This is a genomic window from Pseudoalteromonas sp. S4741, assembly GCF_005886135.1.
GTDB lineage: Bacteria > Pseudomonadota > Gammaproteobacteria > Enterobacterales > Alteromonadaceae > Pseudoalteromonas > Pseudoalteromonas tetraodonis.
The window spans coordinates 24,340-46,175 of the sequence record NZ_PNCN01000075.1 but is presented as its reverse complement, the minus strand read 5'-3'; the positions used below and the strand labels follow the sequence as shown (position 1 = coordinate 46,175).

The 21,836-nt window shown below is 41.0% G+C and carries 18 protein-coding genes; 7 read left to right on the top strand and 11 right to left on the bottom strand.

The features are described from left to right. Window positions 1–50: 50 nt before the first annotated feature. From CWC30_RS11930 to tkt, 4 genes are all read right to left on the bottom strand, one after another. Window positions 51–1,283: an NRAMP family divalent metal transporter gene (locus CWC30_RS11930; protein WP_138627192.1), complete on the bottom strand. Its 1,233-nt coding sequence runs from the start codon at window positions 1,281–1,283 to the stop codon at window positions 51–53. A 142-nt stretch (window positions 1,284–1,425) separates the two neighbouring features. Beyond that, complete coding sequence (hpf, locus tag CWC30_RS11925; protein ID WP_013465684.1) at window positions 1,426–1,782, bottom strand: ribosome hibernation-promoting factor, HPF/YfiA family; 357 nt, start codon at window positions 1,780–1,782, stop codon at window positions 1,426–1,428. Window positions 1,783–1,970: 188 nt separating this feature from the next. Further along, complete coding sequence (gene ppnP / locus CWC30_RS11920) at window positions 1,971–2,285, bottom strand: pyrimidine/purine nucleoside phosphorylase (protein ID WP_138627191.1); 315 nt, start codon at window positions 2,283–2,285, stop codon at window positions 1,971–1,973. A 434-nt stretch (window positions 2,286–2,719) separates the two neighbouring features. Next, window positions 2,720–4,711 (bottom strand): transketolase, encoded by a 1,992-nt coding sequence (gene tkt / locus CWC30_RS11915; protein ID WP_138627190.1) that lies wholly within the window; start codon window positions 4,709–4,711, stop codon window positions 2,720–2,722. 265 nt (window positions 4,712–4,976) lie between these two features. Here tkt and metK point away from each other — a divergent pair, with 265 nt between their 5' ends. The 5 genes from metK (at window position 4,977) to serA (ending at window position 9,374) form a co-directional block, all read left to right on the top strand. Beyond that, a complete protein-coding gene (gene metK / locus CWC30_RS11910) occupies window positions 4,977–6,128 on the top strand; it encodes a methionine adenosyltransferase (RefSeq protein ID WP_036981564.1) in 1,152 nt (383 codons plus the stop codon). A gap of 139 nt (window positions 6,129–6,267) precedes the next feature. Next, the gene (locus CWC30_RS11905; protein WP_036981562.1) at window positions 6,268–6,813 is read left to right on the top strand and encodes a hypothetical protein; all 546 of its coding nucleotides are present in this window, start codon (window positions 6,268–6,270) and stop codon (window positions 6,811–6,813) included. Window positions 6,814–6,831: 18 nt separating this feature from the next. Further along, window positions 6,832–7,428, top strand: coding sequence for a 5-formyltetrahydrofolate cyclo-ligase (locus CWC30_RS11900; protein WP_138627189.1), 597 nt, complete (start codon window positions 6,832–6,834; stop codon window positions 7,426–7,428). A gap of 53 nt (window positions 7,429–7,481) precedes the next feature. Then, window positions 7,482–8,135, top strand: coding sequence for a ribose-5-phosphate isomerase RpiA (rpiA, locus tag CWC30_RS11895; protein ID WP_013465690.1), 654 nt, complete (start codon window positions 7,482–7,484; stop codon window positions 8,133–8,135). Window positions 8,136–8,144: 9 nt separating this feature from the next. Continuing rightward, window positions 8,145–9,374: a phosphoglycerate dehydrogenase gene (gene serA, locus CWC30_RS11890; RefSeq protein ID WP_028833921.1), complete on the top strand. Its 1,230-nt coding sequence runs from the start codon at window positions 8,145–8,147 to the stop codon at window positions 9,372–9,374. Between the two features lie 92 nt (window positions 9,375–9,466). Here the strand turns inward: serA and CWC30_RS11885 are convergent, their stop codons facing one another. After that, window positions 9,467–10,399, bottom strand: coding sequence for an aq_1923 C-terminal domain (locus CWC30_RS11885; RefSeq protein ID WP_138627188.1), 933 nt, complete (start codon window positions 10,397–10,399; stop codon window positions 9,467–9,469). An 85-nt stretch (window positions 10,400–10,484) separates the two neighbouring features. Beyond that, window positions 10,485–11,870, bottom strand: coding sequence for a DNA repair protein RadA (radA, locus tag CWC30_RS11880; RefSeq protein ID WP_138627187.1), 1,386 nt, complete (start codon window positions 11,868–11,870; stop codon window positions 10,485–10,487). Window positions 11,871–12,218: 348 nt separating this feature from the next. Between radA and CWC30_RS11875 the strand changes: the two genes are divergently transcribed. Continuing rightward, on the top strand, window positions 12,219–14,699 hold the full coding sequence (locus tag CWC30_RS11875; protein WP_069440044.1) for a PilZ domain-containing protein: 2,481 nt from the start codon (window positions 12,219–12,221) through the stop codon (window positions 14,697–14,699). Here the strand turns inward: CWC30_RS11875 and serB are convergent. Next, window positions 14,696–15,721, bottom strand: a complete 1,026-nt coding sequence (gene serB, locus CWC30_RS11870) for a phosphoserine phosphatase SerB (protein WP_138627186.1) — start codon at window positions 15,719–15,721, stop codon at window positions 14,696–14,698. The genes CWC30_RS11875 and serB overlap by 4 nt on opposite strands. 142 nt (window positions 15,722–15,863) lie before the next feature. Here serB and CWC30_RS11865 point away from each other — a divergent pair, with 142 nt between their 5' ends. Beyond that, window positions 15,864–16,484, top strand: a complete 621-nt coding sequence (locus CWC30_RS11865; protein WP_138627185.1) for an AhpA/YtjB family protein — start codon at window positions 15,864–15,866, stop codon at window positions 16,482–16,484. Here the strand turns inward: CWC30_RS11865 and CWC30_RS11860 are convergent. The 4 genes from CWC30_RS11860 to prfC form a co-directional block, all read right to left on the bottom strand. Then, window positions 16,451–17,218: a TatD family hydrolase gene (locus CWC30_RS11860; RefSeq protein WP_138627184.1), complete on the bottom strand. Its 768-nt coding sequence runs from the start codon at window positions 17,216–17,218 to the stop codon at window positions 16,451–16,453. The two genes, CWC30_RS11865 and CWC30_RS11860, sit on opposite strands and share 34 nt — an antisense overlap. 12 nt (window positions 17,219–17,230) lie before the next feature. Continuing rightward, entirely contained in the window at window positions 17,231–17,869 is a 639-nt protein-coding gene (gene pdxH, locus CWC30_RS11855) for a pyridoxamine 5'-phosphate oxidase (protein ID WP_024602100.1), read from the bottom strand. Window positions 17,870–18,420: 551 nt separating this feature from the next. Further along, window positions 18,421–20,163 (bottom strand): arginine--tRNA ligase, encoded by a 1,743-nt coding sequence (gene argS / locus CWC30_RS11850; RefSeq protein ID WP_138627183.1) that lies wholly within the window; start codon window positions 20,161–20,163, stop codon window positions 18,421–18,423. Window positions 20,164–20,225: 62 nt separating this feature from the next. Further along, window positions 20,226–21,815 carry a peptide chain release factor 3 gene (gene prfC, locus CWC30_RS11845; protein ID WP_138627182.1) on the bottom strand — a complete coding sequence of 530 codons (1,590 nt, stop codon included), beginning with the start codon at window positions 21,813–21,815 and terminating at the stop codon, window positions 20,226–20,228. Window positions 21,816–21,836: the final 21 nt, after the last annotated feature.

Genomic DNA, 21,836 nt, shown 5'->3' with positions numbered 1-21,836 from the left:
ACCTTTAACCTTTAACCTTTCACCTCGAACCTCGAACCTCGAAAATAAAATCACATCAACTTCCACACTACAAACGCCATAGCAAAACCAACTAAGTACACCAAGCCCAACCAAGTTAAGCTACGCAAAAGTAGGCTGTGTTTAATCGCAGGCTCTGAGCGTACTAGGCTAAAATTAAGCCATGCAAAAACAGGGGTAGTAACAAACGCAAGCGTCATAGCAAAGGTAAGCATGGGGCCAAGGGCTGATTTAAAAAATAAAATAACGGCCATACCGGCCATTGCTTGTAATATAAGCCACGTATTTAAGCTGTGTTTAGATTGCTTAAAACCCAGTAATTTATGCGATTCGTTAAGTGTGCGGGCGTAGCCGTCAAGCACGGTGAGTGTGGTGCCAAACATACACAAAAACGCGATGGCTGATACCAAAGGCCTTGCCCACTCGCCAATAGTAAGTGCATACATATCAATCAGCTGTTTAGCAAAGGCTACACCGCCAAGCTCTATATTACTGCTTTGCCCATATTGCACTAACGCACCTAAACTAAAAAATACCAGCGCAAGCCCGGCGGTTAACCAATAGCCTACATTAAAGTCGAATAAGCCTTGGGTTTTAGTCACACTTTGCTGAGCTTGTTTTTCTTTAAGCCACAACGAGCTCAGTGCCGATATTTCAATAGGCGCTGGCATCCAGCCCATTAAGGCAACCATAAAGCCTAACATGGCAAGTTCATACGGTGAGGGGCCAACATAATTTACAGGCGCTACAGGGCCGTTATTTATAGCAATAACTAATGCCGTTATGGTTGCTATAGTAAGTAGCCCCATAATAGCTTTTGCAACGTTATCGAGCGCTTTAAAGTGCCCTAGTAATAATATAATTAAACATACAGCCAATATTAACCAGCACAATAAGGTAACGGGAATACTAATAGGTAATGCGTAGTGTAATAAGCTCGCAGTAAGCAACAATACGCCCGCGGTATTTACCACAGCGGCAATAATATTGAGAGCAATAAAACTGTAAAAATAGCCAGGCCCTTGGTTTTTATACCCTTGCACTAAACTATTTTTAGTAGCGAGTGTGTATTCCATGCCAAAACGAAAAAACGGGTACTTTAAAACGTTAACCACTACAATAAGCCAAAATAGCTGCCAGCCAAATAATGCACCTGCTTGAGTAGAGGCCACTAAGTGTGAGCCACCAATGGCAGCGGTGGCCATTAAAATACCTGGGCCGAGCGCCCCTAACCGAGACTTCCATGTGCTTTGTGTGTACTGCATTAACTTCTCAAATTTGGTGTATTAAGTGCTTTTATTATTAATTTTTATCATTAATAAACTGTGTGAATGCATAACTTACCTAATTTACAGGCAATAAAAAAGAGCCCTTAGGCTCTTTTTAAAAATAACACATTGTTAGTTATTAATTTAAATCCATCTCTTGGATGATTTCGTGTGCTATTTCAGGTGTGGTACTTACAGGCTTTTCATGTAAGTTCGCTTTTATTTGCCCTTTACGATGCTTTAGTGCGGCATCGAGTTTTTTAGCTGCGCTAGAAATAGCAGGATACATAACTTCGTTTTCCCCTTTTACCGATATACGCGCACCTTCATAATTTGTGCTAATTTCCGCTTGGAACTTATGATGCTCTTTTGAAAGAATAATATCTAGAGATATCAATGATGGAAAATGGCTCGCGACTTTTGAGAACTTTTCGTTAATGTGTTCTTTAATAGAATCAGTAACGTCAACATGGTGACCAGAAAGATTAATTTTCATAGGGTATCCTTTTATTTGTTACCTCATAGTTAGTATTGGGGGCTAAACGAATTAACACAAGAGAAAAAATGAAAATTACGCAATTATTTATTACCCCACTGATTTAGATCATTCATTTAGCATTAAGTATGCAAAAAGCCGCTTTGTAGCGGCCTTTAGAGGTGTTGACAATTTAATCAACCTACAAATTAATCGATGTATGAACAACAATAATCTGCAAAATCACTTACTTTTACATGAAAGCTAACATTAGCATCAACGTTAAATGACTCGCCCGCGTTAAATGTTTGCCATTCGCTTTCACCAGGTAGTAATACATCCCACTGCCCTGCTAACAATTCCATGCACTCTTTTTGGTTGGTATTAAACTCAAATTCACCGGGTTGCATAAAACCCAAGGTTTTTGCTTCACCGTTACCTAAAAGCACAGTACGACTTGATACTTTGCCATCGAAATACACATTGGCTTTTTTAACCACACTAACGTTATCGAACTTTGGCATGTTAACTCCTGTTGTTAATTTATAATTTTGTTACCTCCACAGTGCCTGATACATATAAACCTTGCAAGTTAAGTGCTGTGAAAATTACTCACTTAGAAGCCAAAAGGTTAAAAATGAACGACTTTATAGAGAGATATGCTTCGAGCAACGGGCTACGAGTTTCGAACAGTACTTTTAGAGATTTATGCACAAGAGAGCTATGAGACGCTGAGCTTTAAAAGAAGTAATCAAACAGCAGAATTAATTTTGTAATTAAGGTTTTGTATTGCCTCATTTTCTTCTCATTTGCTTATCTTTGTCCAAATAAACCTTTTAGTGATTATGCACAAAGAGGGCTAGAAATACTGCGCTTTAGAGGAAGTGATAAAAGTACAACTCATAAAAAGCCCGCCCTGTTACACACAGCGCGGGCTTTTAAACGTTAAAGCAGTTGCTTAAAACAATGCGTTTGCTTTGTTAACTACATTTTCTACCGTAAAGCCGAAGAACTCAAATAGCTCGTTTGCCGGTGCCGACTCACCAAAGGTGGTCATACCAACTACGGCACCATTTAGGCCTACATACTTGTACCAGTAATCAGCAATACCCGCTTCAATCGCTACGCGACGTGAAACGCTTGCTGGTAATACACTTTCTTTGTACTCAGCCGATTGGTCTTCAAACGCATCAGTACATGGCATAGATACAACACGTACCTTTTTACCCTGCGCACGTAGCTCTTTCGCAGAGTCTTGCGCTAGCTGTACTTCAGAACCCGTTGCAATCAAAATAAGCTCTGGATTGCCGTCACAACTTAGGATGTAACCACCCTTTTTAACGTCGCTTAATTGCTGGGCATCACGAGATTGCTGCTCTAAGCCTTGGCGAGTAAAGATTAATGATGTAGGACCGTCTTTACGTTCAATAGCTTGTTGCCATGCAATTGCTGACTCAACTTGGTCACATGGCCGCCAGTTGTAAAGGTTAGGCGTTAAACGCATGCTGGCAATTTGCTCTACTGGTTGGTGAGTTGGACCATCTTCACCTAAACCAATTGAATCGTGCGTGTATACAAAAATGCTTGGTTGCTTCATTAATGCAGCCATACGTACCGCGTTGCGTGCGTATTCCATAAACATTAAGAACGTTGCGCCGTAAGGAATAAAGCCTTTATGCAGTGCAATACCGTTCATAATGGCCGACATACCAAACTCACGTACACCGTAGTATATGTAGTTACCACTTGCATCATCAGCAGTTAAGCCTTTAGAGCCATCCCAAATTGTTAAGTTTGAACCCGCTAAATCGGCAGAGCCACCCATAAATTCAGGTAGTAACGGGCCAAACGCATTTAATGCATTTTGCGACGCTTTACGTGATGCTGGGTTTGCTGGGTTTGCTTGCAGCTCTTCAATGTACGCTTGTGATTTTTCAGCCCAGTCAGCGGGTAATTCTGAATGTGTACGGCGTTTGTATTCAGCAGCGAGCTCTGGGTATGCTTGCTCGTAGGCGGCAAATTTTTCGTCCCAGCTTGCTTCAAGCTGTTGGCCTTTTTCTTTGTTATCCCACTGTGCATAAATATCTTCAGGGATTTCAAATGCATCGCCCGTCCAACCTAAAAACTCGCGAGACGCTTTAATTTCGTCATCACCAAGCGGTGCACCGTGACAATCGTGGCTACCTGACTTATTAGGTGAGCCGTAACCAATAATAGTTTTACAACAAATAAGAGATGGCTTATCAGTCACGCTTTTAGCTTCTGCAATTGCTGCACTTACTGCATCGCTATCATGGCCATCAACGTCACTAATTACATGCCAGCCGTATGCTTTAAAACGTGCTGGGGTGTCATCACTAAACCAACCTTCAACTTCACCGTCGATTGAAATGCCGTTGTCATCCCAAAATGCCACTAACTTGCCTAGGCCTAATGTACCGGCTAGTGAGCATGCTTCATGAGAAATGCCTTCCATTAAACAGCCATCACCCATAAACGCATACGTGTGGTGATCAACAATGTCGTGGCCTTCACGGTTAAACTGCGCTGCTAATGCTTTTTCAGCAATCGCCATACCTACCGCATTTGTGATCCCTTGACCTAATGGGCCCGTAGTGGTTTCAATTCCTGGCGCGTATCCATATTCTGGATGGCCTGGTGTTTTAGAATGCATTTGGCGGAAGTTTTTAATTTCGTCCAGTGACAAGTCATAACCACTTAAATGCAGTAGAGAATAAATTAGCATTGAACCGTGACCATTTGAGAGTATAAATCGATCTCGGTCAGCCCACTCTGGATTTGTTGGGTTATGTTTTAGATAATCGCGCCATAATACTTCTGCGATATCAGCCATGCCCATAGGGGCTCCAGGGTGACCAGATTTGGCCTTTTGTACTGCGTCCATTGACAAGACGCGAATAGCATTTGCAAGTTCTTTGCGAGATGGCATGAATTCTCCTACCTTTATATGTATTTGCGCGGGTATTTATTTATCCCCATTCTTACTTATTGTGGGGGCTGTGTGCAATTAAAAACCCATAAAAATAGGGCATTATGAATATTTTTTAAGAACCATTTACTATTAGATATTTTATTTAGACGTCTAGGCGTAAAAAAACTATGCAAGTTCATTTGTTTTAGATAAAATACGCGCCTTAATTTTTTAGCGCTAATACCGACGTTTGTGAAGCGCAATATTTGTGAGCATAATTACAATGGCAAAACATTTATTTACTTCTGAATCTGTTTCTGAAGGTCATCCGGATAAAATCGCCGATCAAATTTCTGATGCGGTACTTGATGCTATCCTAGAGCAAGACTCTCATGCCCGTGTAGCGTGTGAAACTTACGTTAAAACCGGTATGGTTATGGTTGGTGGTGAAATAACGACTAGCGCATGGGTTGATATCGAAGAAATTACACGTAAAACAGTACGTGAAATTGGTTACACACACTCTGATATGGGCTTTGATGCCGATTCGTGTGCAATTTTAAACACGATTGGTAAACAGTCTCCTGACATTAACCAAGGTGTTGACCGTACAAGTCCAGAAGAGCAAGGCGCTGGCGACCAAGGCCTAATGTTTGGTTACGCATGTAACGAAACTGAAGTATTAATGCCTGCTCCAATTACTTATTCTCACCGTTTAGTACAACGCCAAGCTGAGGTTCGTAAAAGTGGCGAGCTTAACTGGTTACGTCCAGATGCAAAATCACAAGTTACATTTGCATACGAAAATGGCAAGCCAGTAGGTATTGATGCCGTTGTACTTTCTACTCAGCACAGCGAAGATGTATCGCAAAATGACTTAGTAGAAGCAGTAATGGAAACCATCATTAAGCCAGTACTTCCTGCTGAGCTGATTACTAGTGCAACTAAATTTTTCATTAACCCAACAGGTCGCTTTGTTATTGGTGGCCCAATGGGTGACTGTGGTTTAACTGGTCGTAAAATCATTGTAGATACTTACGGTGGCATGGCTCGTCACGGTGGTGGTGCTTTCTCTGGTAAAGATCCATCAAAAGTTGACCGCTCAGCGGCTTATGCTGCACGTTATGTTGCTAAAAACATTGTTGCTGCTGGCCTTGCTGACAAGTGTGAACTTCAGGTGTCTTATGCTATTGGTGTTGCAGAGCCAACATCTATCAGTGTTGAAACATTTGGCACAGGTAAATTAGAAGAAGCGCGTTTAATCGGACTTATTCGTGAACACTTTGACTTACGCCCTTACGGCCTAATTCAAATGCTTGATCTTGAGCGCCCTATTTATCTTCCAACAGCGGCTTACGGCCACTTTGGCCGTGATGAATTCCCATGGGAACGCACAGATAAAGCAGACGCACTTCGCGCAGCAGCTGGCCTGTAAGCCACCTAGCTAATATTAAAACGGCCCTTTTTAGGGCCGTTTTGCTATGTGTATTAAGTTAGTCATAAAACAGTCTCGAACTGTTTAACATTTTAGGTATATACTCTACTTATACAATAAAGCGTGTTAGGGATAAAAAATGGCCGACAATTTTCGTGTTATATTTGTAGGACTTGCAGAAGGCGCAGACAGCCAAGCAGTGACCAATGCACTGACAGAAAAACTAAAAACCTCACCTGAAAAGGTGGCGGCATTTTTTAATGGCAAGCTGCTGTTTGCTCCTAGCAACAAAGAGAAAGCCCTTAAGCAAGCCAAGTTACTTTCAACGCTGGGGATCAAAAGCAAACTTCAGCAAACAGCCCCTACACAAGCTACTTCTCAAAAAGCGCACGACAGCCAGCGAGATCAGCGCTTATTTGATGCCCTAGATTACATTACTAGTAGCTTAATTCGTCTTGAAGAGAAACTTGAGGATCTTGAGCAACGTCTCCCCGAGGTTGAGTTATCTCTGTCTGATGAAAATGACGAACCATGGCAAGATGACGATTTAATGCTAGATGAGCCATTCTCTACAACACCCAAAAAACGCAGTAACCTTGTTTTATATTCACTGATTACCACAGTTGTAATATTACTTATTGTGCTTGCTGTGTATTTAATGTTTCCGAACTTATTCTCTTTTTAATTATGGTTTAGATATTTAATGAGCAATAATCGCGCACAAATAAGACACGATATTCGTAAAGCACGTAATAACCTATCAAAAAACCAGCAAGAAATAGCGGCCCACTCGCTTAAAGTGAATTTTATTCAATATTTAAAAAGCATGAACTCGGCCAAAAAAAGCCATATCGCGCTTTATTTAAGCAATGATGGTGAATTAGATACATCATTGTTAATTAATGAATTATGGAGCATTAAACAGCATGTTTACTTACCTGTAATTCACCCTTTCAACGGGGCTAATTTACTATTTCAACGATATGAAAAAAACTCACCCATGAGGGCAAATCGCTATGGTATCTTGGAGCCTAAGCTGAACTGCTCTCAAATATGCCCATTGCCAGCGCTTGATTATCTACTTATGCCACTTGTTGCATTTGATAAATTTGGTAATCGCCTTGGAATGGGGGGTGGGTTTTACGATAGAACCTTGGCACGTTTATACGAACAAGATTGGCAACAACCACAACTTATTGGCCTAGCACACGAATGCCAACAAGTGGATAAGCTCCCAATTGAATCGTGGGATGTGCCTCTTAAAACTATTATTACACCCAATAAAACCTACTGTTGGTAACAATTAATCTTGTAAACTAACAGTCTATTTTTGACATAAATGAGCACATAGCAATGACACAAGATGAATTAAAAAAAGCAGCTGCATGGGCTGCACTCGAGTTTGTAAAAGAAAACACCATAGTGGGTGTTGGTACAGGCTCAACCGTTAATCATTTTATTGATGCTTTAGGCACAGTAAAAGACACCATTGTTGGTGCAGTATCTAGTTCAGAAGCGTCTACAGCACGTTTAAAAGAACTTGGTATAGAAGTATTTGAGCTAAATGATGTTGATGCTCTGGATGTGTACGTTGATGGCGCAGATGAAATTAACGCTCTAAACGAAATGATTAAAGGCGGTGGTGCAGCACTCACCCGTGAAAAAATAGTAGCGGCAGTGGCTAAACAGTTTGTGTGTATTGTTGATGACACCAAACTAGTCGATACCTTAGGGGATTTCCCTCTTCCGGTTGAAGTTATTCCGATGGCGCGCAGCTATGTTGCCCGCGAATTATTAAAACTTGGTGGCGACCCTGTGTATCGCCAAGGTGTTGTAACCGATAACGGCAACGTTATTTTAGATGTACATAATTTAAAAATTACCCATGCTAAACAGCTTGAAACACAAATAAATCAAATTGTTGGCGTAGTCACCAACGGCCTATTTGCAGAGCGCGGTGCTGATAAAGTGATTATCGGCACAAAAAATGGGCCACAAATTAAATAGGATATGGTTATGAGTAAGGTATCGTTAGCAAAAGACAAAATTAAAATTCTCTTGCTTGAAGGTGTTCATCAAAGCGCTGTTGAAACGCTAAAACGTAACGGTTATAGCAATATCGACTACGTTAAAACATCGCTACCTGAGGACGAGCTTATTGAGCGCATTAAAGATGTGCACTTTGTGGGGCTGCGTTCTCGTACTCATATTAATGAATCGGTATTAAATGCAGCTGAAAAACTGGTTGCTATCGGTTGTTTTTGTATTGGCACCAACCAAGTAGATTTAAACGCAGCACGTGAACGCGGTATTGCCGTATTTAACGCTCCATTTTCTAATACTCGTTCAGTTGCTGAACTTGTACTAGGTGAAATACTGCTTTTATTACGTGGTATTCCACAGCGAAATGCCGCTGCGCACCGTGGTGGCTGGTTAAAAACAGCCAATGGCTCGTTTGAAGCGCGCGGTAAAACCTTAGGTATTATTGGCTACGGTCACATTGGTACTCAGTTGGGTATTATGGCTGAAAATATTGGTATGAACGTGGAGTATTACGACATTGAAGACAAACTGTCTTTAGGTAATGCGACACAAGTACATAACTTAACGCAGCTATTGCAACGCGCTGATATTATTAGCTTGCACGTACCTGAAACACCGCAAACTAAAAACCTGATTGGCACGGCTGAATTGGCGGTAATGAAGCAAGGCTCTATTTTAATTAACGCTTCACGTGGTACTGTCGTTGATATTGACGCCCTAGCAGAAGCGCTAACAGAGAAAAAACTCAGCGGCGCAGCAATTGACGTATTCCCAGTTGAACCTAAATCTAACGATGAAGAATTTATCTCGCCACTGCGTGAATTCGACAACGTTATTTTAACGCCGCATATAGGTGGCTCTACTCAAGAAGCACAAGAGAACATTGGTATTGAAGTAGCAGGTAAACTCGCTAAGTACTCAGATAACGGCTCAACTATTACTGCAGTTAACTTCCCTGAAGTATCATTGCCAGAGCTTGCTAATCGCAGCCGCTTGTTACACGTGCATCACAACCGCCCTGGCGTGCTAACGCAAATTAACCAAGCGTTTGCTCAGCACGGTATTAACATTGCCGCACAGTACTTACAAACCGATGAAGCAATTGGTTACGTGGTTATTGATGTAGACACAGATCACTCAGAAGTCGCACTTAAAGAGCTCAGTGCAGTTGAAGGTACAATTAGAGCGCGTATTCTTCACTAACTATCAGCTAAAATAATAAAAGCCGTACTTGAATAATCAAGTACGGCTTTTTTGTTTTAAATTGAATCCTGACGGCTTATAACTTACCGCTGTTATTTGCCTTTAACTTCTAAATTTATAAACTTAACCAGCTCTTCGGGTTGCCCTGCTAACATCATTAGTTGCTGATTCACTTGCATCATAGTTTTACCTTCAGGCAGTTTTGCAGACACACTAAACGAATTTAGTCCTTTAGCAAAATCAGTTAACGCCTTGGCTATTTCTTCGGTCACAGGTGCTTGTTGAAGCTGTTGATCAAGCATTGTTTGCATTTGCTCTAACGTAATACCTTGCTTTGCCAACTCGCTTTCTAATAAGCCTTTAAGATCACCTTGGTTATTAACAACTAAGCTAACATTACGTGGCTCTAGCTTACTCATTGCTTGCATAATCATTGTTTGCTGCTGTAACTCTTGCTCATAAGTAAATGGCGTACTGCCTGCAGCTTGTTGAGCCTTACTGATTTCAAGTGAAGCGTCCATAAGCGCTTTAGAATTAGCAAGCCCCATGTCCATATCAATACTAGCAATATCATTAGCTTGCAGCTTAACAATAATATCACTGTTACCTGATTGCTCATCGTAATCTAATGAAGAGTGTAAATCATAACTGGCTGAGGCAAGTTGTGTATTTGTATCTGCAGGCAGTGTATCGACAAAGCTTTTATCAAATTGAAAGTTTTTTAACGTAAAAGCAGTATGTGGCGATATTTTATCGGTTTCGTAGCCTGTCACTTCAACATGCTCAACCGTGGCAATTTTATCGCCCTCAGGGCTAGTCACTTCAATATTACTAATGGCAACACTGTTTGAAATAACACTCGCCGATAGCTCTGCGTAGTTAAAACTAGCACCTGTTTGTTCGCTGATCAAGGCCAACTGTTTATCAACCTCAGCACGTACCTCTTGTGTTGCAACATAGTTTGCATAGCTCACGCCACCCACACCTGCAGCAATAATCGCGGCTGCAATCACTAATTTTTTCATATCATTTCCTTATTAAACTCTTTATATAAGTGGCTTTAAGCAAGACTAACATTGAGAACATGCATCGTTAAGCACTTTTTGTTTGCTAGTTAATTAAACTCAGTAGCTCGTGCACTGTTTTAACTGGCGTTATTTTAGCACCCAGCCCTTCCATCGATTTATGGTAGTTACGAAATGGAATAAATATTTCAGTAAACCCATGTTGCGCCGCTTCTTTAACACGGGGTACACCACTGTCGATTGGACGCACATCTCCGTTTAAACTTAGCTCCCCCATAATACAGGTGGTTCGAGGTACAACAAACTCGTTCAAACTACTTAAAAGTGCAGTAACAAGCGCTAAATCAATACAGGTTTCTGATTCATCAATTTTTAGACCACCCACAATATTAAAAAACGTATCGTGGAATATTTTAGTTTTGGTGTGTTTACGTAAAATACCGGTGAGCATTTTAATCCGGTTCATATTTAAACCAACACATACTCGCTGTGGAAATTCTGCTTCTGTTTCAGTGGTTAAACATTGAATTTCGAGTAGTAAATTACGATTACCTTTACGAATACAGGTAATCGTCGACCCCGGTGATTCAGTGGTTGAACCGGATAAGAAAATTTCGCTGGGGTTATCCACACTGAGCATACCGCGTTCACACATTTTAAAAATGCCCACAGTATCTATATCACCAAAGCGATTTTTATTAGCACGTAGCGTACGCACTTGACCATCGTTGGTATCAATATGTAACAGTGCATCAACAATATGCACTAATGTTTGCGGGCCAGCTATTTCATTATTTTTATTTACGTGAGCAATAATGAACATAGTGACATCGTTTTGCTTACAATATTGGGTTAGCGCTTGAGCGGCACTTTTTACTTGCGAGGGTGAGCCAGGGCTACCATTAGCGGTGTCGGTGACCACGGCTTGAATAGAGTCGATAACGGCAAACTTAATTTTGTTTTTATCCAGCTCTTCAATAATGGTTTCAACACTTGTTTCAGAAAGTAAATAGAGCTCATCTTCGTTATAGTTAAGTTTTAAACGGTTTACTCGGTTTTTAAACTGCGACAAAGACTCCTCAGCAGTACAATAAAGCGATGGCATGCGCTGAGACATTCTTGCCACTAAATCCGATAGTAGCGTGGTTTTACCCGCCCCCGGATCGCCAGAAATAATATTAACCGAGCCGGTGGTTACACCGCCGCTTAAAACACGGTCAAGTTCGCCAATTTCAGTAAGCTGTTTTTCTGCCTCTGCGGTTGCTACTTCATTAATTTTTTTAGAGCCACCGCCAATACCACCGGCGTAGCCACCGACACTTGCACGAGCTGCTACTTTTTTGCTTTGCCCTGCAGAAGGTTTAAACTCTGCTAATGTGTTCCACGCACCGCAGCGACACTGACCTTGCCAGCGTTGATAATTCATGCCACATTCTGTACAAACAAACTCTACTTTTGCCGCTTTAGCCATTTAAAACCTTACCTACTATTCTTTATTTTGAAGTATTGACTGTTAAGCGCTTATTTTGCCATTGCTGGCTTTACCTTAGCAACAACGCCTTGTGGAATAGCGCATTTAGTATCACACTATACTGATGTAGTTTCATTTAACCTGCTTTAGGGCATGCTTCTTGCTTTAAAGTACTAATAAAAACGTGCCAACTAATTGGCTCATAACGAATAACAATAAACACAAAGTATAGTTACGCATAATATCGTGGTCGCATTTAACTACTTTTCGATATTAGATTCATTTAATTCTCTAATAAATGATTGCAACAGTATACCTACTTTTAAATTAGACGGTGATGATTTATAAATGGCTGAAGACGTATTGCTCAAGCATGAAGCGCTTGTAAATGAATTAAAACAGTATTTGGGAAATGCTAAGTTTGATCTCATTTTCAAGTCAAAAACCGCCGAGTTAAGCAAACCCGAGCAGTTTTTAATAAAAATGGAAATGTCGCGTTTATCTCAGCCGATAGACCGCTTTATTGATCTACGTGGTTTAGTTACCGGTCAAGTAAAACCATATGAGCATAACGGTAAACAACACTTTATGGATGACACCGCCATTGAAGTATTCGAAGCGGCAATAAAACAACATAAAGGCTACACCCTTGCCGTGTACGAAGCGGTGATGAACACCGAAAATAATTTTCGTGTTTTACAGCAAAAATCAACGACCACCCCGCCTAAAATAATTGAACCACAACACGAACTGACCACCAACGTTATTAAATTTGCGGCTTATGAAAGTCGTAGCGAAGAGCGAATGAATTACTCAATTAAAATTACTATTGAGTACGATGAGCAAACAAAAATTGAAGCAAGTACTTCTGATATTTCACTCAGTGGCTGTAAAATTAAGTTGGCATCCCGCTATAATTTAAAAAAAGGTCAGCTTATTGTTATGCACTTAGTTGGCCTTGAACAAGATTTTGAGCTTGGGTTAAAAAATGGGATTGAATACGAAGTGGTTGCGATAGAAAATACCTCGGATGAATTTAATCATATTCGCTTAAAACGCACATTTAAAGAAAACAACACCGCGTTTGACCATTTTTTAGAAAGCTTTATCCACGGCAATAAACGCCGCTACAAAGTGAACTTAGATAACACCCTCGATGCAGTTATTTCTAAAGGCTATGAGCAATATTACATTCCTAGGGTCAATTCGCTATACGTTTTTATAAGTCAAAAAAACGGTGTTTATTATCCAAGCTTAAATTTAACTACTGAAAACAGCCTGTTTATTCAACGTTACTTTACCGATGAGCGCAAAATATCCTGCCTATACAGTGTGTTAAACCATGAGCGTATTCGTAACTTGGCACTAAAACCTGTGGCTGTAAAAGAGGAATATTTATATACCTTTACCCATGTCTCTGCAGGAAAAATTTACTACTATTCAGCCACTCGTTCAGAGCTTGAGCAACATACACAATTAAAAGCGTTATTTTTTGGTTTTGGTAGCCGAAGAGACAGTTGGCGCTGCTTTAAATTACAATTGATGCCAAGCCATACTGAAGATGCTTATATTCCTTTATCTTTACCTAACTCTTTGGGTAAAGATATTGAGAAACTTAATAAACCGCCTTCACCACGTGTTGAAGGCGCCATAAAAGACGTAAAATATTTAATGCTACTTACTCAAGTAGGTAATAAGCATGAACAACAGCATTATCAACAGTATGAATTTGATAAAGCCTTGGCCAATAAATTGAAATTGTTTGGCCACAGTAAGCATGCATCACCGCCGGAGCTAAATACCGTGCCGTTAGAGTACGTGAACCTTCGTTCTAATAAGCGTTACCTTTATAAAACCAGCGTCGTTATTAACACCCGCGACTCAGTGCTGCATGGCCACACTCGGGACTTTTCAGTCTTTGGTTTGCAACTAGAGTGTAATCAAGAAGTAAACTTTAAAAAAGGCGATATCGTGTCGCTGTCATTCCCTGATTTACAAAAAATCACCAAAAGTTATTCATTAAGTCTTATTCAATATGAAGTAATGGCGGTGAGTAAATCGTTAACCACGATTAATTTAAAAGCACATGTAGAGAAAAAGTCGCCTCATACTGGGGTCGATTTTTTTACTCTTTTAATTGACAGCAATAAACAAAAATTAAAAATAGCAGAAGAGTCACCTAAAGTACCAGGGCTTTCTACTGCACTTAGAAATATGGTAACCAAAACACTTTGCCAGTTCCCAATATATTTACATAAATCAATGGCTCACTTTGAAATTGGCGCCATGGGACTTGGTTTATATCCAAGCCCTCTGCATGTTATTTTACAAAATTTTTCGCTGCTAAATACTAAAACAGACTTATCAAATATTATTACTAAAGCGCACATTGCTGATGTGATCACCCCGAATATTAAAGAGCGCTCTCGCCAAGACTCGCCATTAGAATTTAGTTTGGTGATTAACTTCGATCCTAAAAAAGAAAATATAGCCGATGCAATTACCAGTCAGTGTATTTTAGGCACCGACTGCAGCGAGTTTAAACAGCAAGTAAGTAAAGGGCTGAAGTCTGAGCTGGTTTTTATAATGCGTTTATATATTTCACGTACTGGTCGACTCGATACTGACTACTTAGCAAGTGAGCTAAAATACGTTAGCCAATACGCAATTCACAAGGCTAAAGACTTAGAGGATGCCTTGTGGTCAGTATCGGGAGTTGGCGATATTATTGATGTAAGTGACGAAGCCCTTGTACATTTATCGCTCAACCAACAACAGGTTGAGCAAATGTCTAGGCGAAAACTAATTTGGTTAAACCGTTTACGTTAACCCTGAGATGGATTTAGCGGAACCGCCAACATATACAGCAATTGTAATAACGAGCCTTGGCAAATAGCCGCTTGGGCTTGTTCAACTACTTTAGGTTTGCCATGCACAGCAACGCCTAATCCTGCTTGAGCCATCATTTTTAAATCATTTGCGCCATCACCAATGGCAACTGTTTGCGTTTTTTCAAGGCCTAGTTTTTGTTGAAGCGATTCTAAAATAACCGCTTTTTGCTCAGCATCAACAATACCACCTAACACTTTACCTGTTAGTTTATCGTCTTTAAATTCTAATACATTGGCATGCACTTCATCTAAATTAATTAACTCTTGTACACGCTCTGCAAACGGCACAAACCCGCCTGATGCAATGGCTAAATACCATTGGTGGCGCTTTAAAATTTGACACAATGCTTTAATACCCGGCATTAAAGGCAGTTCACTTTTAAGATCATCAATTAAGCTCTTTTCAATGCCTTCAAGCTTGGCAACGCGTTGGTTTAAACTCTCACTAAAATCAAGCTGGCCTGCCATTGCCTGCGCAGTCACGCTGGCAACCTCGTCATATACATTAGCTAAACGCGCAATTTCATCAATGCACTCAATAGTAATGGCTGTTGAATCCATATCCATTACCAATAATCCTGGTTTTTTTAAATTAGGGGGATTGGTTACTTGCACTAACTGACACGTCAAGGTATTTGCAAAAGCTTGAAGTTCAAGTGGGTTTATTGCCTGCTCTGTATTCTCTATATAAAAACATAATGCCGGAGATAACCCTAAATCTGGCTGATATTGACAAATAGCCGTTACTTTTTGCTGGTGAGCCGCAAAGAACTCAATCATGCTATTGATATGCGCCATACTAAAATCGCCTGCAAAGGCGATACTAAAAAGCCCTCGCTCTCTGCTTGGATTTGTATTTAAAGGTGCAAATACGCCCTTTTGATAGCTGAACCATTTATTTAGGGTAAGTTGTGATAATGGTTGCTCAGCGCTGTGCTGTGCCATGTTCGCGTTCGACATGGGATCTCCGTTTATATTTCCTGACATTTAGCGCATTGATGATAAGGATATAAGATACAAAATTCGCCATCAGGGTGGATTTAAGGTTATAGTGTAGTTGTAACATCAAATCAAAATGCTGTCAGCAGCATATACGGTGACTATGAAAAATAACCATCTTAAAAATCCACTTACAGCCTCGCAAAAAAAGCGTTTAGTCCGTTTGCTATTGGCCGCTGGCTGCTTTGTATTATTAAGCTGGGTGGGTATAAATAGTAGCTTTCAAAGTCATCAACTGCTTTACGATAATGCCAATAGCGCAGCTAAATCTCTCACTCAGTTTATGGCACTGAATGCTAAAAATCCGCTGATAGAAAAAAACAAGCAGCAACTGACCACCTTATGCAACAATATCAGTAAAGATGAATTTGTACTCTCGGCCACTATTTATGACAAACAAGGTGTGGTACTTGCGAGCAGCGATAATTGGCAATCGCATCATGTGTATGGCTTATTACCTGACTCATCACCGGGTATTAGTAAGTTAAAAACGCCTTTTGTTGAGCAAGTTATTTCATACGACAACCGCCCGATTGGCTTTGTATCTATTACCTATTTAACCCGTGCTGCGGTATCGGCTAGCCATAATCACTTTCATGATTTAGGTCGCCAAGTGCTACTTATGTTAGTGATTGCCTGTATTTTTACTTGGCAATTAGGCCGAGGATTAAAGCGCTGGCAAGTAAATCGTTATATACAAAAAACGTCTGAGCATGAATCATAAAGCTGCTCAGCTAATTGAAATTTATCGCTATTTGGTTTTAAACCATAAAGCGCATCAAATACGTTAGGAATATACAGTGGGGTATTTACCTCCCCTTGATAGCCACTTAGCGGCATTGAAGGTGAGTCAGTTTCAAGCACTAAATGCTGCGGCTCAAGCTTTGCTATAACTGCACGTGTTTTAGCTGCACGCTCGTAAGTTATAACCCCACCGACTCCAAGTTTAAAACCCTGCTTTATATAATAGTGCGCTTGTTGAATTGAGCCTGAAAAAGCATGGATCACACCGCCGTTTTTTGGCCTACAACGCTTAAACGACTGCGCAATTAAATCATGGCTTTGCCTGTGATGAACAATTAGCGGTAAATCAAGCTCATTAGCAAGCGCTGTTTGCTGCTCAAACAAAAAGGTTTGTTTTTCAAGATTTTCGATACTGCGATCGAGACCGCACTCACCAATAGCCACCAGCTGTGCTTTATTTGCTTTAGCAAAATTAAATAATGACTCTAAATGTGATTGTTGGTGTTGCTCTAAAAAGTAAGGATGCAGCCCTGCCGCTATGCTGACTTGTGGGTAGGTTGCTTTAAACCCTAGTAGGTTTTGAGATTGCGCCAAGCTAATACCTGGCACAATAAATTGGCTAACGCCCTTTGCTACACAGGCATTAATAAGTGATTCGCGGTTTGCGTCAAACTCACTAAAATCAAGATGGCAATGCGAGTCTATAAACTTCAAAAAACTAGCCCACTACGGATTTAAGCGCGTTATTTGCCAGCTATTATCGGCCTGACGCTGATACATAAAGCGATCATGTAGACGGTGCGCTCCGCCTTGCCAAAACTCGATTTTTTGCGGCACAACACAATATCCGCCCCAAAAATCAGGGAGTGGTATTTCACCTTTGGCAAACTTGTTTTTCATATTGGCAAAGGTTTCCATTAACACTTTGCGCGACGACACCGGGCGGCTTTGTTGCGACGCCCAAGCGGCTAATTGACTTTCTTTTGGACGTGATAAAAAGTACTTAGCCACGGCTGACGTTGGAAGCGGCTGCGCCTCACCATACACAATCACTTGGCGCTCCATGTGGTGCCATGGAAAGTGCAAGGAAATTTTATTATTGCCTTTAAGCTCTTGTGCTTTTCGTGAACCGGTATTAGTAAAAAACACAAAACCGTTATCATCTAAATGCTTTAGCAGCACAATACGCTGTGAGGGCTGACCAGTGTCATCAACCGTAGCGACCACCATTGCTGTAGGGTCGGGTAAATTACTGGCAACAGCATGCTCAAGCCAGGTTTCAAACTGCTTAAACGGATCATCAAGCAAGTTGTCTTCACTGAGCGCATCTTGCAGGTATTCACGGCGGATGTCTTCGAGTTTCATAAACAAATCCTTCTCTGTTTATTAAAGCGTATGTGGGTAAGTTAAGGTCAGGCTGTTAATCGTTATAAGAGCAAAAATAAAAATGTTTTGTTTAATGTTAGTTTAGTGTTGGGTTTCGTTTCACTCAACCCAACCTACGGTGCTATCAGCTACAAAATTGATTAATATACAAAAGTTCGTCAAGTAAAGCCTAAAATCATCTGCAAGTGTAGGAGTGCTAGCAAGGCGGTAAAACTATTTATGTCAAGGAGCATACGGTTTGTATGTGACTTAGGCTAAATAGTTTTACCAACGCAGCTAAAGCGAACTACACGCAGCAGACGTTCACCTAAGTAGTTTAGTCTAAGATAAGGCGGACACTCGACTTATCCCTATGAGCATACGGTTTGTATGTGATTAGGGTCAACTATTTAGTGCCAAGCTTCGCATCTGCAAGTGTAGAAGTGCTGACAAGGCGAAGTGCTTTTTTACGCCAAAGAGCATACGTTTTTGTATGTGACTTAGGCTAAAAAAGCACGACAACGCAGTCAAAGCGAACTACACGCAGCAGATTACATTTGCTCCATGACTTCGATGCCTAACAGATCTAAACCCGTTTTTAGCGTATCTGCCACTAAATTACACAACACTAAACGGCTATCGCGTACGCTTGGCTCTACCCCTTCTTTAAGTACTGGGCAAGCTTCATAGAATGTCATGTATAAACTAGCTAGTTCGTATAAGTAACCACATAATACGTGCGGTGTGGCTTCATTGATCATTAAATCAAGCACTTCTTCAAGCTGAAGTAGTTTAAGCGCTAGCGCTTTTTCTTGCGGCTCTGTAATAGCTACATCAGCATTTAGCGCAGCGGCATCTACACCTGATTTACGGAAAATACTGCGAACACGCGTATAAGCATATTGTAAGTAAGGGGCTGTTGCGCCTTCAAAGCTTAGCATGCTGTCCCAGTTGAAGATGTAATCGCTGGTACGGTGCTTAGAAAGGTCAGCATATTTAACTGCGCCAATACCTACTTTACGCGCAATTTCACTGCGCTCATGTTCTGATAAGTCAGATTCACGCTCTGCAAGTTTTGTTGCTGCACGGCTAATCGACTCTTCAAGTAAATCAGCAAGTTTTACTGTACCACCTGTACGAGTTTTAAATGGTTTACCATCAGCGCCCATCATGGTGCCAAATGGACAAAACTCATAGCTTGTTTCATCACGTAATAAACCGGCTTTACGCGCAGTTAGCTCTACTTGATTAAAGTGAAGACTCTGGCGTGCATCAACAAATATTAAAATACGATCTGCGCCTAGTTTGTTGGAACGGTAATCACACGCTGCTAAGTCGGTAGTTGCATATAAAAACCCGCCACCTGATTTTTGCACGATAAACGCCGATGGCTCACCATCTTTATTGGCAAGTTCATCTAAAAATACGACTTGTGCGCCTTGCGACTCTACAGCTATGTTTTTATCTTTTAATAAGCTAATAATATCGTTAAGCTCACTGTTATAAGCACTTTCAGCCATAATATCGTCTTGCGTAAGTGTTACGTTTAGACGTTTGTAAACTTCTTCAGAGTGCTTAACAGAGGTCGCTATAAATAGCTTCCATAGCTTTTCACAGTGCGCGTCGCCACCTTGTAGTTTAACTACATAGTCACGGGCTTTATCGGCAAAGCCTTCTTCATCGTCAAAACGTTTTTTAGCATCGCGGTAGAAGGTTTCTAAATCAGCAAGCGCTACCGACTCTAAGTCTACGCCTTGGCTAATTTGATCCTCTAAATGTGCAATTAGCATACCAAACTGTGTGCCCCAATCGCCCATGTGGTTTTGGCGAATGACTTTATCGCCTCTAAATTCAAGCGCACGTACAATGGCATCACCGATAATGGTTGAACGCAAATGGCCTACGTGCATTTCTTTTGCAAGGTTAGGCGATGAATAATCTACCACAACAGTTTGCGGTTCAGCGTGCTCGTTTACAGACAGTTTTGCATCGCTATTTGCTGCTTTTACACTGTTGGCCAAAAACTCAGGCTTTAAATGAATATTAATAAAACCTGGGCCGGCAATTTCTGTTTTTTCTGCAATGTCAGTTACATCTAGATTATCAATAATTTTTTGTGCAAGCTCGCGTGGGTTGCTTTTCATTTTTTTAGCGGCGCCCATTGCACCATTAATTTGATAATCACCAAATTGTGGACGTGTGCTTTGTGTAACTGCTGGGTTTGTGTCTTCAGGCAAGCCTGCTGCAGTCATAGCGGCAATGGCTTTTTCTACTAAGATGGTACGAATGTTCATTATATTATTTACCTTTGTAAGCCCGCTAAAGCAGGCTTTCAGTTAACTTTAGTCAGTCAATTCTAGTTTTCGCGCGTATGGCTAAATGTTACGTCTGGGTAACGTTCTACCGATAGGTTAAGGTTTACACGGCTCGGCGCTATGTAAGTTAGGTTATCGCCACCATCGAGTGCTAGGTTGCTTTCGCACCTGCGTTTAAACTCTTCAAACTTTTTAACATCATCACAGTGTACCCAACGCGCAGTATTTACGTTTACGCCTTCATAAATTGCATCTACGTTGTACTCTGCTTTTAAACGCGCTACAACCACGTCAAACTGAAGCACACCTACCGCACCCACTATCAAATCGTTATTAATAAGTGGTCTAAATACCTGAACTGCGCCCTCTTCAGATAGCTGTACTAAGCCCTTTAATAACTGCTTTTGTTTGAGCGGATCTTTTAATCGAATACGACGAAATAGCTCAGGGGCAAAGTTAGGAATGCCACTAAATTTTAGCTTTTCGCCTTGCGTAAAGGTATCACCAATTTGGATTGTGCCGTGGTTGTGTAAACCAATAATGTCGCCCGCGAATGCATCAGCTGCGCGCTCACGATCGCCCGCCATAAAGGTTACCGCATCAGAAATGCTTATTTGCTTACCAATACGCACATGATTCATTTTCATGCCTTGGCTGTATTTACCTGATACGATACGCATGAAGGCAATACGGTCGCGGTGTTTAGGGTCCATATTGGCCTGAATTTTAAACACAAAGCCGGTAAAATTTTCTTCTGTTGCAACAACTTGGCGATCATCTGTTTCGCGCGGCAATGGTGTTGGTGCCCACTGCGTTAAACCATCAAGTACATGGTCTACACCAAAGTTACCAAGGGCTGTACCAAAGTACACAGGCGATAACTCACCCGCTAAAAACAGCTCAAGATCAAACTCGTTAGAGGCACCTATTACTAGCTCCAGTTCTTCACGTAATTGTTCAGCGAGCTCTTCACCAATGGCAGTATCAAGCTCTGGGTTGTCAAGGCCTTTAACTGTACGTACTTCTTGAATAGTATGACCTTGGCCTGTTTTGTATAAAATCGCCTCGTCATTATGAATGTGGTAAACACCTTTAAACTCTTTACCACAACCAATTGGCCACGTAATAGGCGCACAAGCAATATTTAGCTCTGTTTCTACTTCATCTAATAGCTCCATTGGGTCACGAATATCACGGTCACACTTATTCATAAAGGTAACAATAGGCGTGGTTCGTAGACGGGTAACTTCCATTAGTTTACGGGTACGGTCTTCTACACCTTTGGCGGCATCGATAACCATTAAACACGAGTCTACCGCGGTCAATGTACGGTAGGTATCTTCTGAGAAGTCCTCGTGCCCAGGGGTATCAAGTAAATTAACTAGCGCATTGTTATATGGAAACTGCATTACAGAGGTAGTAACCGATATACCACGCTCTTTTTCCATTTCCATCCAGTCAGACTTTGCATGTTGATTAGAGCCACGGCCTTTTACAGTACCGGCTTTTTGAATCGCTTGTCCGAACAAAAGTACTTTTTCGGTGATGGTTGTTTTACCAGCATCCGGGTGCGAGATGATAGCAAAGGTCCTTCGCTTATTGATTTCATTAAGAAAATCTTGGTTTGCCATGTATAAATTCTTTTAGTTTGT

Coding starts and splice junctions, on each gene's coding strand:
- rpiA (WP_013465690.1), top strand. CDS start 7,482: ATGACACAAGATGAATTAAAAAAAGCAGCTGCATGGGCTGCACTCGAG.
- serA (WP_028833921.1), top strand. CDS start 8,145: ATGAGTAAGGTATCGTTAGCAAAAGACAAAATTAAAATTCTCTTGCTT.
- prfC (WP_138627182.1), bottom strand. CDS start 21,815: ATGGCAAACCAAGATTTTCTTAATGAAATCAATAAGCGAAGGACCTTT.
- CWC30_RS11875 (WP_069440044.1), top strand. CDS start 12,219: ATGGCTGAAGACGTATTGCTCAAGCATGAAGCGCTTGTAAATGAATTA.
- CWC30_RS11885 (WP_138627188.1), bottom strand. CDS start 10,399: ATGAAAAAATTAGTGATTGCAGCCGCGATTATTGCTGCAGGTGTGGGT.
- hpf (WP_013465684.1), bottom strand. CDS start 1,782: ATGAAAATTAATCTTTCTGGTCACCATGTTGACGTTACTGATTCTATT.
- metK (WP_036981564.1), top strand. CDS start 4,977: ATGGCAAAACATTTATTTACTTCTGAATCTGTTTCTGAAGGTCATCCG.
- ppnP (WP_138627191.1), bottom strand. CDS start 2,285: ATGCCAAAGTTCGATAACGTTAGTGTGGTTAAAAAAGCCAATGTGTAT.
- argS (WP_138627183.1), bottom strand. CDS start 20,163: ATGAACATTCGTACCATCTTAGTAGAAAAAGCCATTGCCGCTATGACT.
- CWC30_RS11865 (WP_138627185.1), top strand. CDS start 15,864: ATGAAAAATAACCATCTTAAAAATCCACTTACAGCCTCGCAAAAAAAG.
- tkt (WP_138627190.1), bottom strand. CDS start 4,711: ATGCCATCTCGCAAAGAACTTGCAAATGCTATTCGCGTCTTGTCAATG.
- CWC30_RS11900 (WP_138627189.1), top strand. CDS start 6,832: ATGAGCAATAATCGCGCACAAATAAGACACGATATTCGTAAAGCACGT.
- pdxH (WP_024602100.1), bottom strand. CDS start 17,869: ATGAAACTCGAAGACATCCGCCGTGAATACCTGCAAGATGCGCTCAGT.
- CWC30_RS11930 (WP_138627192.1), bottom strand. CDS start 1,283: ATGCAGTACACACAAAGCACATGGAAGTCTCGGTTAGGGGCGCTCGGC.
- radA (WP_138627187.1), bottom strand. CDS start 11,870: ATGGCTAAAGCGGCAAAAGTAGAGTTTGTTTGTACAGAATGTGGCATG.
- CWC30_RS11905 (WP_036981562.1), top strand. CDS start 6,268: ATGGCCGACAATTTTCGTGTTATATTTGTAGGACTTGCAGAAGGCGCA.
- serB (WP_138627186.1), bottom strand. CDS start 15,721: ATGTCGAACGCGAACATGGCACAGCACAGCGCTGAGCAACCATTATCA.